Raw genomic sequence first — 13,648 nt, 5'->3', positions numbered from 1 at the left:
ATGCCGACCACACCCCAGACCACCGACGAGCTGTACCAGGCGCTCCAGGAGAACGACCAGCGCCCCTACGGCCGCACCCGCACCGTCACCGCCGAGGAACTCGTCGACGCCGCCGAGCAGTTCGAGGAGACCGTCCCCCTCGTCCACGCCCTCCTCGAACTGCAGGAGGCGTACACCTACGGCTCCGAGCCCCGGAAGTCGCCCGTCGTCTTCGCCCGCCTGCTCACCCTCTTCGACGAGCAGCCCGACGTCTTCGACGACCGCCTGCGCCACCTGCTGTTCTGGCGGTTCAAGTGGGTGGCCGGCGCGCTGCGCGCCCTGCCCGAGATACCGCTGACCAGCCTGCGCCAGTGGCTGACGGAGATGCGCGACCGCTACGAGAAGGCCGGCCTCGGCCTCCAGCCCTACTACGGGCAGGCGTACCAGCTCGCCGCCCACATCGGCGAGGACACCGCCCTCGCCTACGAGCTGTGGGCGGGCCGCACCCGCACCCGGCTCAGCGACTGCGAGGCCTGCGAGATCTGCCAGCGCGCCCGCCACCACCTCAGGGCGGGCGACGACGAGCGGGCCCTGCGCACCTGGGAACCCGTGCTGGCCGGGAAGGAGTCCTGCCAGGAGGAACCCGCCCGTTCCTTCTCGTACGCGCTGCTGCCCCTGCTGCGCACCGACCGCGCCGACCGGGCCCGCGAACTGCACCTCGCCGGCTACCGCGGCTGCCGCCGCAACCCCTCGATGTCCGGCGAGGTCGGCCGGCACCTGGAGTTCTGCGCGCTGACCGGCAACGAGGCCCGCGGCCTGGAACTGCTCGCCGAGAACCGGAACCTGTTCGACGAGGTCGACTCGCCGCTGGAGCAGCTCGACTTCCTCACCGGCGTGGAGGTCCTCCTCCAGCGCGTCGAACTCCTCGGCCACGGCGAGCTGCCCGCCGCCGGATACGCGGGCCGCATCTGGACCGTGGCCGGCCTGCGCGCCGAGGTGCGCGGCCGCGCCGACGACCTCGCCGCCCGCTTCGACGCCCGCAACGGCACCACGGCCCACACCGACCGCCGCACGGCCCGCCTCGACCGGGCTCCGCTCCTGGACGCGCTGGAACTCACCCTGCGCACCCGCGGCCTCGACGAGGTGGCCCCGGCCGCCCCGGCCCCCGCTGCCGCCGCCCGCACGGCCGCCGCCGTCCCCGAGTCGCTGCCCGAACTCATCCTCCGGGCCAGGGGCCTGGAGGAGCAGGGACATCCGGACGCACGCGCCTGCTGGGCACGGCTGCGCACCCTCGTCGCCGCCCGCGAGTACACCCACCCCGACGACCCGGCCGTCGGCCCGCTCGTGCGCCTGCGCGCGGACCTGCTGGCCGACGAGGCGAGCCGGGCGGGCGACAAGGACGAGTTCGCCGACTGCGCCGCCCTCTACGAGGAGGCGGCGGCCCTGTACGACGACGCCGGCCTGCCCGGTCATGCCGCGGTGGCCCGCGCCGGTGCCCTGTTCGCCACCGCCGAGATCCCCGCGGAGGGCCCCGCCGACGGCGCGGAGCGGGCCGAGGCGAAGGCCGCCGCGCTGACCGCCGCCCACGCGTCCATGGTCCGCCTCCAGGAGGAGACGCCCGGCCTCGCCCCGCAGCAGGAGTCCCGCCTGCTGCGGATGCGGGCGACCGCCCTCGGCCTGCGCCTGCAGACCTCCGGGAGCGAGGAGCACGCCGCCGCGGCCTTCGCCGAGACGGACCTGCTGCTCGCGTTCGCCACGCGGCACGACATCGCCGGGCAGATCTCCGGCGCCCTGCTGCTGCGGGCCGGCACCCACGCCATCTCCGGCGACCTGCCGACCGCCGTCACCGAGCTCGACGCCCTCCTCGACCGGCTGAGGGCGCACGGCCCCGCCTGGCACCTGCCCCGCACGCTCGGCCTGCGCGCCCGGCTCCAGCTCGGCCTGCGGGACGCACAGGCCGCCCACGCGAACCTGACGGAGGCCCTGCGGCTGGCCGCCGACTGGCCGGCCGACGCGGTCGACACCGGCCGCCTCCACGGCGAACTCGCCGAGGTCTGCATGCACCTGGGCCGCCCCGACGAGGCACTGCGGCACCTGACGCGCTCCGCCGAACTGGACCTTCGCCACGGCAGCCGCACGGACGCCTACTGCGCCTACAGCAACGCGGCCCAGCTCAGCCTCGACCTCGGCCGTGTCGAGGACAGCATCGCCCTGCTCGACTCCCTGCTGGCCGAACCGGACGTCACCGCCGGAGAGCTGGACGACCGGCTCGTCGCCCAGCTGCGCCTGACCCGCGCCCGGGCGCTGCACGCGGGGGAGGACCTCAAGGCCGCCACCGCGGAGTTCGTCGCCCTCGCCGCCGAGTCGGCCGGCTGGGACGACGACCCGGGCAGCCACGCCATGATCGCCGCGGAGACGGCCGTACTCCTCGGCGAGTCCGGCGACTTCGGCCGCGCCCGCGAGGCCGCCGACCAGGCGCTCGCCGCCCACGCCCGGGACCCGCGCCACGAGCTGCTCAGCAACTGCCTGCGCGAACTCGCCCGCCTCCAGGCGCAGCAGCAGGGTCCCGACGGCCTGGCCGGCGCCCGCGCCTTCCTCGCCGACGCCGGCCGGATCGCCGACGAGGCCCGCGCCGCCGGGTACGAGGCCCGGGGCCGCTCCCTGGACACCGCCCTGGCCTACGAGCACGGACGGGTCAACGCCTACGCCGGTGCGTACGAGGAGGCCCTGGCCGCCCTGGAGAAGGCCCTCGCCCTCCTCGGCGAGCCGGGACCGGACCAGGACCAGGCCGGCGAGTGGGCCGAGTGCGTCCGCCTCGCGGGTGCCGTGGAGGGCATCTACCTCGAACGCCCCGCCCCCGCCCTCACCCGCCTCGACGCGGCGGTCTCCCGCCTGACCGCCCTGGGCCACACCGAGGAGACCGAGCCCCTGACCTCCCTGGCGGCGCGGCTGCGCGACGAGGAGTGACACCCCGCCGGCCCCGCGGTGGCCGCCCGGACCACCGCGGGGGCGCGGGCACCGTCGCCGGGACTGCCGAACGGGCGACGCACCGGAGGCCATGTCGCAAGGAGGAGGTCGGACGGGAAGGTTCCCGGGGCAACCGGACAGGGAGCAGCCGTACGACAAGGAGCGTCCGCCATGGGTACCGCCGTCCACGTCCCGCAGACCCGGGACATGATCGGGGACGAGCTCTCCGGAGACGAGGCGTTCACCGCCCTGCGCCACTACGGGGGACTGCGGCTGCTGACCGACTCCTTCGCACGGTTCCGCTACGCCGACGGCTTCACCAACGCCCGGGCCCTCGCCTTCCAGGTGGTGGTCGGGCTGCTGCCCTGCACCGTCGCGCTGGTCGGGCTGGCGACGTCCGTGCACACGGAGAGCGTGGGCCGGGTCATCGAGCTCACGCTCGGCCGGATCGTGCCGGGCGCCAGCGCGGAGATCGTCGAGGACGCCTTCGAGGGGACGCGGCGCACCGCCCACGGCGACGTCTGGAGCACGCTCGCCCTCTGGCTCGGCCTGGGCTTCGCGCTGCTCAACCTCGCCTCCGCCATGGGCCAGATCGAGCGCGGCGCCAACCGGATCTACGGCATCGAGCGCGATCGTCCCTTCCCGCGCAAGTACGCCCGGGCGATCGTGCTCGCGCTCGCCGCCGGTCTGCCCCTGGTACTGGGGTTCGTCGTCCTCGTCGCCGGTGAGGCCGTGGGCGACGCCGTCGCGGACACCGCCGGCTGGGAGGGCGGCGGCACGCAGTGGTGGGGCGCGCTCGACATCCCCGTGGGGCTCGCCCTGGCCTGGGTGGCCTCCGCCGTGATCTTCCGCTGGTCGCCGCGCCGCGTCCAGCCCGGCTACACCTGGCTGGCCTTCGGCTCGGCCGTGCACCTGCTGCTGTGGGTGGCGGCCACCTGGCTGCTCGCGCTGTACGTCGAGGAGAGCGGTGCCTTCGGCGCCGTGTACGGGCCGCTCACCGCCTTCATCGCCCTGCTGCTGTGGGCGAACCTCACGGCCGTCGCCCTGTTCCTCGGCATCGCGTTCGCCGCCCAGCTGGAAGCGGCCCGCGCCGGCATCGAGACGGCGGTCCGGCCGGACCCCGGCCCCGGCGCGTGAGGCGCCGCCGCCTCAGCCGTGGGCGAGGGTCCGCTCCAGCAGCGGGAGCAGGCGGTCCCAGTGGCGTCGCAGCGCGGCGGCGTCGAAGGCGTCGGTGTCGGACATGGTGAAGCCGTGGACGGTGCCGGGGTAGATCTCCGAGGTGTGGTCGACCCCCGCGGCGTCCAGGGCACGGTTGAGCTCGCCGAGGGCCTCGGGCGTCAGGTCGCTCGCGGCGTGCCCGAGGTGGACCTCGGCGGTGATGGGGGAGAGCAGGCGGTGCAGGCCGTCGGGCCCGTCGGCGGTGACGGGGCCGTGGAATCCGGCGACGGCGGCCACCCGCCCGGGGTGGGCCGAGGCGGTGCGCATCGCCAGGAGGCCGCCGATGCAGTAGCCGGTCACCGCGACCGGTCCGGCGGCGACCTCGGGCCGGGCGGTGAGGAACCGGAGGTAGGCGTCGGCGTCCCGCAGGACGCGTTCGGTCGTGTGCGCCTCGATCAGCGGCATCAGCCGGGCGAGGACCGCGGGCCGGGCCTCCTCCCCGATGTGCTCGGGAAGGTCGATCACCGGTGCCGGGCCGTGCCGGTGGAAGACGTTGGGGACGAGCACGAAGTAGCCGTGCCCGGCCAGCTCACGGGCCATCTCCCGCAGTACCGGCCGGATGCCGAAGCCGTCCGGGTACATCAGCACACCGGGGTGCCGCCCGCCGTCGTCGGGGAAGGCGGCGAACGCGTCGGCCCGGCCGTCCGGGGTGGGTAGGTGCAGGGTCTCGCTGGGGATGGTGGATCTTCCTCTCCTCGACTGCCCTGGCGGGCCGGTCCAGCATGTCCTGCGGCCCGGTCGGGGCCAAGGGCCGCCGGCCGATCATGGCGAGAAGACCACCGTGATCGGCTCGATCCTCACCCCGGGCCGCATCCCTGCCACCGCGTGACGGAGGCCGGCGGCCCCCGTCACGCCTCGGCGTGGATGACGGTCTCGGACGGTTCGGCGGCGACGATGAGCACTCCTCGTTCCTCGCCGGACGGCAGCGAGGCACGGCGGACGAGGCTTTCCCACTCCCCGGGCCACACGGTCGTCGCGTCCCACAGGATCCCTTCGAGCAGCACGCCGTCCAGCTTGGCGCTGCTGAGGTCCGCCCCGACGAAGTCGCTGCTCGCCCGCTCGACCTCGGCGACGGCCCTGGCCAGGGCGTCCGCCTGGTCGCAGCCCTGGGTCAGATCGTCGATGAGGTCCTGCGCGACCGCGTCCACGCCGAACACATAGCCGGGCGAGGACGACTCCAGGGTGAAGATCGCCGGTTCCAGCTCCTCGTCGAGCAACTGCTGGACGCGGTGCAGGTCGTGCAGCAGCCGCTCGGCGGGCTCGGCGAGCACCGACTCCACGGCCACGAGGTAGTCGAGGCCGGTGAGCGTCACCGGTGGCCGCTGCGGCTTGGGCAGCCGGGACATCGCCCGCAGGCTCTCCCGGAGCTGCTCCACCACCAGCTCCGCGTCGGTGACGGTCTGAGCGGTGCCCTCCAGCAGGTCGGTGAGGTTCTGCACCATGCGGACCGCGGCCCGCATGCCCTCGGCCAGATCGGCCGGCCAGTAGCGGTGGGCCAGCCGCAGCGCCTCCTGCCGGTACTTCACCCGCACCGGCGAGGGCCGGTTGAAGAGCGGGCCCCGTTCCGACAGACGCGCCTCCAGCTCCGGGTTCCGCTGGGCCAGGGCGGCACGGGCCTCACGGGAGCGGCGGCGGGTGACCGCGGTCCCGATCGAGCGGTGGGCGGCCGCCAGCAGACGGTCCAGCGCCAGGTCCGGGGGCCGCAGCTCGGGCGGCCCGCCCTGTGCGGTGACACGGTCGGTGACGGCGGTCCCCAACCCGTCGTGGACACGGGCCAGCAGCGTGTCCAGCACGTCCTCGCGGCCGGGCCGCGACCCGGGCGTACGCGCATCGCGGTCCGTCACGTCGCCCTCCTCTCCTCGTGGTGACGGCCTTCCAGACGCAGGCCCTCCTTCAGGGCCGCTCTGGCCCGGGCCAGGTTCTGGCGCACGGCGGCCCGGGTGGTTCCCATGGCGCGGGCGCTCTCCTCGGTGGTGAAGCCGTCGAGGTGCCAGGCCATGGCGGCACGCTGCTTGGCCGGCAGCTGGAGCAGCAGCGCGATCACCCGGCGCTCCTCCTCCCCGAGCTCGGCCGCGTGGGCCGGGGTCTGCCAGCGCAGGGTGGTCTCCGGCTCGGGCATGTCGGCGCAGGCGTCCTCCGGCTTGACCTGCTGGCTCACCCAGGACCGCCAGGCGACGGTGCGCAGCCAGGCACGGGGGTGCGTCAACGACAGACCGGGCGCGCACATCTGGGTGAAGGCGTCCTGGGCGGCGTCCTGCGCCTCCGCCCAGGAGGCTCCGTGCAGCAGCAGGAAGCGGACCAGCGCCGGGTACTGCTCGTGGTGGAGCGCCTCGGCGAGTTCGATGCCGGGCAGGGGCGCCGAGCTGATCTCGACATGGTCGACGAGATCGATCTCAGTACTGAGCGCGTCCTCCATGGCGCCCACCCCCGTTCCGGTCGGCTGGCACCGGGCGGACGGGGCGACCGGGGCGGTCCTCCTGCGCCGTGATGCAGCGGATCCGGTCGGTCTGTCCGGACTCGGTGATGCGCGCTATCTCCACATCGGCGTTCAGACGCCGTTGGGCGACCTTCACTACGCCGTTGACAACGGTGACGGCCACGGTCACCACCGCTCCGACGATCACAGGATCCATGCCGCACATTCCCCTTCCGGAAGGCTTGTTCGGGTACCGCCCGCGCATCGCACGCACCACAACAGTGCTGATTACCACGGCAGTTGTGACATCTGCCTGGTCAGGCCCGAGCACCGGGAGCGTCAGGGATCCGTCAAAGCCGGGGGCGTGGCCGTATGGGAGCCGTCAACGAGTGGCCCGATCCGGCCGGGAAGGCGTTTTGCTTCAGTCGTCCCTCTCACCGCACCTCACTCAGGAGTTCGCGATGGCCGACCTGGCCTTCGTCGTCACCGTGCTCGCCGGTTTCGCACTGGTGGCTCTCGTCGCCAAGGGGGTGACGAAGCTGTGACCGCCGAGAACGTCGTCGGCCTGGTCGTGGCCGTCGCCCTGCTGGGCTATCTCGTCCTCGCCCTGATCTTCCCGGAGAGGTTCTGAGATGGGCCCCGTCCTGGCGGGCGTGCTCCAGCTGCTGGCCCTCATCGGCGCGCTGGCGCTGGTCCACGTCCCCGCCGGCACCTACCTGGCCCGGGTCTACTCCTCGGCGAAGCACCTGCGGGTGGAGAAGTGGATCTACCGAGGCATCGGAGCCGACCCGGACGCCGGCATGACCTGGCCCGCGTACCTGCGCGGGGTCCTCGCCTTCTCGGCCGTGGGCGTCCTGTTCCTCTACCTGCTGATGCGGCTCCAGGGCATCCTGCCCGGCTCGCTCGGCTTCGCCTCCGTCGGCCCGGCGCAGTCGTTCAACACGGCCGTGTCGTTCGTGACCAACACCAACTGGCAGTCGTACTACGGCGAACAGACCATGGGGCACGTCGTGCAGACGGCCGGTCTCGCCGTGCAGAACTTCCTGTCCGCGGCGGTCGGGATGGCCGTCGCCGTGGCGCTGGTGCGCGGCTTCGCGCGGTCCCGGACCGGCGAACTGGGCAATTTCTGGGCGGACATGGTGCGCGGTGTCACCCGCGTCCTGCTGCCGGGCGCGTTCGTCGCGGCGCTCGTGCTCGTGGCGTGCGGTGTGATCCAGAACTTCTCCGGCATCCACGAGGTGGGACAGTTCATGGGGGGCTCGCAGCAGTGGAACGGCGGCGCGGTCGCCTCGCAGGAGGCCATCAAGGAGCTGGGCACCAACGGCGGCGGCTACTTCAACGCCAACTCCGCCCACCCCTTCGAGAACCCGACGCCCTTCACCAACCTCTTCGAGATCTTCCTGATCCTGGTCATCCCGTTCTCGCTGCCGCGCGCCTTCGGGATCATGGTCGGCTCGGTCAGGCAGGGCTACGCGATCCTCGCCACGATGGTCACCATCTGGCTGGGGTTCGTGGCGCTGATGATGTGCACGGAGTTCGCGCACCACGGCCCGGCGCTCCAGGCCGCGGGCGGGGCGATGGAGGGCAAGGAGGTCCGCTTCGGCGTCGGCTCGTCCTCGATCTTCGCGGTGTCCACGACCCTGACCTCGACCGGCGCGGTCGACTCCTTCCACTCCTCCTTCACCGGCCTCGGCGGCGGCATCACGATGCTGTCGATGATGCTGGGCGAGATCGCTCCCGGCGGTGTGGGCTCCGGCCTCTACGGCATGCTGGTCCTCGCCGTCATCGCGGTGTTCATCGCCGGCCTGATGGTCGGCCGTACCCCCGAGTACCTCGGCAAGAAGATCGGCGCGCGGGAGATGAAGCTCGCCGCCTGCTACATCCTGGTCACCCCGGCGCTGGTGCTCGGCTGCACGGCGGCCTCCATGGCGCTGCCGACACCGCCGCACTCCCTGCTCAACCCGGGTGCGCACGGCTTCTCCGAGGCCCTGTACGCCTTCACCTCCGCCGCCAACAACAACGGCTCGGCCTTCGCCGGCCTGAACGCGAACACCGACTGGTACAACACCATGACCGGACTCGCGATGCTGCTCGGCCGCTTCCTGCCCATGGTCTTCGTCCTGGCGCTGGCCGGCTCGCTCGCCGGGCAGCGGCCGGTCCCGGTCACCGCGGGCACCCTGCGCACCGAGAAACCCCTGTTCACCGGGTTGCTGGTCGGCGCGGTGCTGATCATCACCGGTCTGACGTACTTTCCCGCCCTCGCTCTGGGCCCGCTCGCGGAGGGACTGGCCTCATGACCACGCGCACCGAACCGGTGCCCCGCCAGGACGCGCCGACGGAGCACAAGCCTCCACAGGGCCGGGTCGGCGCGGGCCTCTTCGAACCCCGGCAGTTGCTCAGGTCCCTGCCGGACGCGTTCCGCAAGCTCGACCCCCGGACGATGGTCAAGTCGCCCGTGATGTTCGTGGTGTGGGCCGGGTCCGTGCTGACCACGGTCTTCTCCTTCGGCAACCCGGGCGACTGGTTCGGCTGGACCATCAGCGCCTGGCTGTGGCTGACCGTCCTGTTCGCCAACCTGGCCGAGGCGGTCGCCGAGGGCCGCGGCAAGGCGCAGGCCGCCACCCTGCGCCGGGCCAGGACCGACAGCGTGGCCCGCAGGGTGGACGGCACGGTCGTCCCCGGCACCGAGCTGCGGGTCGGCGACCTGGTCGTCTGCGAGGCCGGCGACACCATCCCCGGCGACGGGGACGTCGTCGAGGGCGTCGCGTCCGTCGACGAGTCGGCCATCACCGGTGAGTCCGCTCCGGTCATCCGGGAGTCCGGCGGCGACCGCTCGGCCGTCACCGGCGGTACGAGGGTGCTGTCCGACCGGATCGTCGTCAGGATCACGACGAAACCGGGGGAGACCTTCATCGACCGGATGATCGGCCTGGTCGAGGGTGCGGCACGGCAGCGCACACCGAACGAGATCGCGCTCAACATCCTCCTCGCCTCGCTGACGATCGTCTTCCTGCTCGCCTGCGCCACCCTGCCGCCCTTCGCGGACCACGCCGGTACGCATCTGACGATGGTCGTGTTGGTCGCCCTGCTGGTGTGCCTCATCCCGACCACGATCGGCGCGCTGCTGTCGGCGATCGGCATCGCGGGCATGGACCGGCTGGTGCAGCGCAACGTGCTCGCCATGTCCGGTCGTGCGGTGGAGGCCGCGGGCGACGTGTCGACGCTGCTGCTGGACAAGACCGGCACCATCACGCTCGGCAACCGGCAGGCCGCCGCGTTCGTCCCCGTCCGCGGTGTCACCGAGGACGAACTGGCCGCCGCCGCACAGCTGTCGTCGCTGGCCGACGAGACGCCCGAGGGCCGTTCCGTCGTCGTCCTGGCCGAGGAGCGGTACGGACTGCGCGAGCGCGAACTCGTCGGCGCCCAGTGGGTCGCCTTCACCGCGCAGACCCGGATGTCGGGTGTCGACGCCGACGGCCGCAAGATCCGCAAGGGCGCCACGGCCTCGGTCACCGCCTGGGTCGAGAAGCAGGGCGGCACGGTCGCCGCGGACGCGGACGGGATCGCCCGCCGGATCTCCGCATCGGGCGGCACCCCGCTCCTGGTCGCGGTCGAGGACGCCGACGGCGCCCGGGTGCTGGGCGTCATCCACCTCAAGGACGTCATCAAGGACGGCATGCGCGAGCGGTTCGGCGAGCTGCGCCGCATGGGCATCAGGACCGTCATGATCACCGGCGACAACCCGCTGACGGCCCGGGCGATCGCCGAGGAGGCGGGCGTCGACGACTTCCTCGCCGAGGCCACCCCCGAGGACAAGATGGCCCTCATCAAGCGCGAGCAGGCGGGCGGCAAGCTCGTCGCGATGACCGGCGACGGCACCAACGACGCCCCCGCGCTCGCCCAGGCGGACGTCGGCGTGGCGATGAACACCGGCACGTCGGCCGCCAAGGAGGCCGGCAACATGGTCGACCTCGACTCCGACCCGACCAAACTCATCGAGATCGTCGAGATCGGCAAGCAACTCCTCATCACTCGGGGCGCGTTGACGACGTTCTCCATCGCCAACGACGTCGCCAAGTACTTCGCGATCATCCCCGCGCTGTTCGCGACGGTCTACCCGGGGCTGGACAAGCTCAACATCATGCGGCTGTCCTCGCCCGACTCCGCGATCCTGTCGGCCGTCGTCTTCAACGCGCTGATCATCATCGCGCTGGTGCCGCTGTCCCTGAAGGGCGTGCGGTACAAGCCGGTCAGCGCCGACCGGATGCTGCGCCGGAACCTCACGGTCTACGGCGTCGGCGGGCTGATCGCGCCGTTCGTCGGCATCAAGCTCATCGACCTGCTCCTCTCCCTCATACCCGGGATCGGCTGACCGCCATGAACACCTCTTTCACGAACACCGCCCGGTTGCTCGGGGCGGGCCTGCGCGCCCTCCTCGTGCTGACCCTGGTCACCGGCGTCGTCTACCCGCTGGTCGTCACCGGTGTCGCACAGGGGCTGTTCCCCGGCAAGGCGAACGGCTCCGAGATCAAGGCCGACGGCAAGGTCGTCGGCTCGTCCCTCATCGGGCAACAGGGCTACAGCCTGGAATACTTCCAGCCGCGCCCGGCGCACGGCCTCGGCGAGAACTCGGTCAACACCCAGTACAAGCTGATCCTTTCGGGCGCCACCAACCTGGCCGCCGACAACCCGGAACTCGTCAAGCAGGTCCAGGACGCCAAGGCCCAGGTGGTCAAGGACAACTCCGTGCCCGGCTACACGGTCAAGGCCTCCGAGATCCCGCCCGACGCGGTGACCTCGTCCGGATCGGGCCTGGATCCGGACATCTCCCCGCAGTACGCCGCCCTGCAGGTCCACCGGGTCGCCGAGCGGAACGGCCTGTCCGTCGCCGAGGTCCGCGGGCTCGTCGACGCGTACACCGAGGGCCGCACCCTGGGGTTCATGGGCGAACCCCGGGTGAACGTGCTCGAACTCAACATCGCGCTCAAGGAGCTGGTGGCGAAGGGGTGACGGCCAGGCGCGGGGACGTGCCGGCCTGCTGACCGGAAAGTGCCATGTCCGGGGCCGGGAGCCGGGCCCGATGAGAAGGTTGCTTCATGCCCACTTCAACATCCGCCCGGCTGAGACCCCTGACCGCCGCGGCCCTCGTCCTCGCCGCGGGCCTCGGTCTCACCGCCTGCGGCGAGCAGCACGCCCCGGGCCCGGCGGCCGGAGCCGCGCCGAGCGGCTCCGGCGGGTCCTCGCCGAGTGCCGCGGGAGCCTCACCCAGTGCCGCGGGAGCCTCGCCGTACGTGGAGCCGGGGGCCGGTGACGGGGCCCCGCACTACAACGAGAACAACGCCCACCGGCGACCCGGCGAGATGTCCCCCGCCCACGCGCGGGACGCCGAGCGCGAGGCCGACCGCATCAGGCCGGTGCTCAAGCGGCTGTGGGAACAGGGCACGTGGGACCCCGCGTCGGTGCGGACGGCCCTGCTCCGGCTCGGCTACGAGGAGGAGCGCCTCGCCCGGGACGGCACCCGGCTCGGCGGGACGCTCACCGTCACGGGGATGCGCTCGCGCTACGAGAACGGCGGCTACGTCACGCCGGAGGGGGCGATGGTCGGACTGCGCGTCCATGACGACGCCTGCGTCACGGCGTTCGTGCAGAAGACGAACTTCGAGGCACTGGCCAACGGCCCGTACCTGGAGACCGGCTGCTTCCCGCCGCCCTTCGCCCACTGAGCGCCCACCGGGCAGCGGGGCACCGGACCCTCACCCGGTCGTACGCGCTGTGCAGGGCGCGAACGGGACGCTGCCCTCAGCATGGAGGATGCCGGGACGCCCGCGTCGGCGGGTCGGTGATGCCTGAGGGGACGGGCGACTGCCCCGCCCGGGTACGCGCGAGGGAGAGGTATGACCGAGACCGACAGGGCCGAACCCCTCCCCGCCGAGGCCGCGGCCGAGGCCGGAACCGGTCGGCCCGCGCGGCAGCCCGCACCGGCCTCCGGCGTGAGCGACCTTCGGCGTGTCGGGGCGAACCCCGACTTCTGGTACCCCGTCGCCCGCTCGCGGAGCGTGCGCCGCAAGCGGGCGTTCGCGACCGCCTTCGCCGGTGAGCGCATCGCGCTCTACCGCGGCGAGAGCGGCACGGTCCACGCCCTGGAGGACCGGTGTGCCCACCGGCAGGTGCCGCTGAGCATGGGCGTCGTGGAGGGCGACACCCTCCTGTGCTGCTACCACGCGTGGGCCTATCGCGGGGACGGCCGCATCTCGCGGATCCCCTACCTGTCCAAGGGCGACGGCCGGCCGCCGCGCGGTGTGCGCGGCTACCCCGTCCGCGAGGCGTACGGCCTGGTGTTCGTGTTCCCCGGCGACCCCGACAAGGCGGCCACCACCGCACTGCCGGACCTGCCGGCCTTCGGCTCACCCCGGTACCTGACCATGACCTACTCCCGGACGGTGCGCTGCCACTACTCCTTCCTGCACGAGAACCTGCTCGACATGAACCACCAGTTCCTGCACCGGGGCGTCGTCGGCCGGCTCCGCCCGGAACTGCTGGACCACCGGAGCGACGCGCGCTCGGTGGAGGCCAGGTACCTGTTCACGCACGCGGGCGGGAAGCGGAGCCGCGGCGCGAGCCTGCTGGCGGCCGAGGGCATCGGCGGCAGCGACTCCCGGGACCTCATGACCATCCGCACCGAGTACCCGTACCAGACCCTGGACCTGGTCCCGGAGAACGCCGAGCGCCCGGCCTTCCGCCTCTGGGCCGCCTACGTGCCCGAGGACGCCGAGCAGCGCATCTGCCACACCTACGGCCTGCTCATGATCGAGAAGCCCCGGGTGCCCGGCGTGCTCCACCTGGCCCGGCCGTTCATCAGGCGCTTCACCGAGCGGGTGTTCGCCGAGGACCGCATGGCCGTCGAAGCCGAGCAGCGGGCCTGGGACGAGCAGGGGGAGGACCGCAACCACGAGGTGTTCTCCCTGATCCTGGACGTCCGCGAGGTGCTGCGCGGCAACGGCGTCCCGCTCCGGCCCTCCGCGTGCGGCCCCGGGGCGCCTCGCTGTCTGGGAGCCACCGACGGATAGG

12 protein-coding genes are annotated in these 13,648 nt (G+C 72.9%); 9 read left to right on the top strand and 3 right to left on the bottom strand.

Annotated elements, in window-relative coordinates:
- Together ACSUPV_RS02770 and ACSUPV_RS02765 are read left to right on the top strand one after the other, a co-directional pair.
- Positions 1-2,946 (top strand): hypothetical protein, encoded by a 2,946-nt coding sequence (locus tag ACSUPV_RS02770; protein ID WP_436946833.1) that lies wholly within the window; start codon positions 1-3, stop codon positions 2,944-2,946.
- A 171-nt stretch (positions 2,947-3,117) separates the two neighbouring features.
- Complete coding sequence (locus ACSUPV_RS02765) at positions 3,118-4,083, top strand: YihY/virulence factor BrkB family protein (protein WP_031117631.1); 966 nt, start codon at positions 3,118-3,120, stop codon at positions 4,081-4,083.
- Positions 4,084-4,095: 12 nt separating this feature from the next.
- Here the strand turns inward: ACSUPV_RS02765 and ACSUPV_RS02760 are convergent, their stop codons facing one another.
- From ACSUPV_RS02760 to ACSUPV_RS02750, 3 genes are all read right to left on the bottom strand, one after another.
- On the bottom strand, positions 4,096-4,842 hold the full coding sequence (locus ACSUPV_RS02760; RefSeq protein WP_031117632.1) for a dienelactone hydrolase family protein: 747 nt from the start codon (positions 4,840-4,842) through the stop codon (positions 4,096-4,098).
- A gap of 170 nt (positions 4,843-5,012) precedes the next feature.
- A complete protein-coding gene (locus tag ACSUPV_RS02755; RefSeq protein ID WP_037764397.1) occupies positions 5,013-6,008 on the bottom strand; it encodes a hypothetical protein in 996 nt (331 codons plus the stop codon).
- Positions 6,005-6,580, bottom strand: coding sequence for an RNA polymerase sigma factor (locus ACSUPV_RS02750; RefSeq protein WP_037764953.1), 576 nt, complete (start codon positions 6,578-6,580; stop codon positions 6,005-6,007). Before ACSUPV_RS02750 ends, ACSUPV_RS02755 begins: the two co-directional genes overlap by 4 nt.
- Before the next feature lie 416 nt (positions 6,581-6,996).
- Here ACSUPV_RS02750 and ACSUPV_RS02745 point away from each other — a divergent pair, with 416 nt between their 5' ends.
- The 7 genes from ACSUPV_RS02745 to ACSUPV_RS02715 all read left to right on the top strand — a co-directional run bounded on the left by ACSUPV_RS02745 (position 6,997) and on the right by ACSUPV_RS02715 (position 13,647).
- Positions 6,997-7,125 (top strand): hypothetical protein, encoded by a 129-nt coding sequence (locus ACSUPV_RS02745; protein ID WP_382608806.1) that lies wholly within the window; start codon positions 6,997-6,999, stop codon positions 7,123-7,125.
- Positions 7,122-7,211, top strand: coding sequence for a K(+)-transporting ATPase subunit F (gene kdpF, locus ACSUPV_RS02740; RefSeq protein ID WP_009326374.1), 90 nt, complete (start codon positions 7,122-7,124; stop codon positions 7,209-7,211). Before ACSUPV_RS02745 ends, kdpF begins: the two co-directional genes overlap by 4 nt.
- A 1-nt stretch (position 7,212) precedes the next feature.
- Complete coding sequence (gene kdpA, locus ACSUPV_RS02735) at positions 7,213-8,877, top strand: potassium-transporting ATPase subunit KdpA (protein ID WP_359794226.1); 1,665 nt, start codon at positions 7,213-7,215, stop codon at positions 8,875-8,877.
- Positions 8,874-10,952 carry a potassium-transporting ATPase subunit KdpB gene (gene kdpB, locus ACSUPV_RS02730; protein WP_382608801.1) on the top strand — a complete coding sequence of 693 codons (2,079 nt, stop codon included), beginning with the start codon at positions 8,874-8,876 and terminating at the stop codon, positions 10,950-10,952. Before kdpA ends, kdpB begins: the two co-directional genes overlap by 4 nt.
- A gap of 5 nt (positions 10,953-10,957) precedes the next feature.
- Entirely contained in the window at positions 10,958-11,590 is a 633-nt protein-coding gene (locus ACSUPV_RS02725; RefSeq protein WP_436946832.1) for a potassium-transporting ATPase subunit C, read from the top strand.
- Between the two features lie 86 nt (positions 11,591-11,676).
- Positions 11,677-12,303, top strand: coding sequence for a hypothetical protein (locus tag ACSUPV_RS02720; protein ID WP_037764383.1), 627 nt, complete (start codon positions 11,677-11,679; stop codon positions 12,301-12,303).
- A gap of 171 nt (positions 12,304-12,474) precedes the next feature.
- Entirely contained in the window at positions 12,475-13,647 is a 1,173-nt protein-coding gene (locus ACSUPV_RS02715; protein ID WP_037764380.1) for an aromatic ring-hydroxylating oxygenase subunit alpha, read from the top strand.
- Position 13,648: the final 1 nt, after the last annotated feature.

It is taken from the genome of Streptomyces sp. SudanB52_2052 (genome assembly GCF_964272415.1).
Taxonomy (GTDB): domain Bacteria; phylum Actinomycetota; class Actinomycetes; order Streptomycetales; family Streptomycetaceae; genus Streptomyces; species Streptomyces olindensis.
The sequence above is the reverse complement of the archived record's forward strand: the minus strand, read 5'-3'. Positions and strand labels throughout refer to the sequence as shown.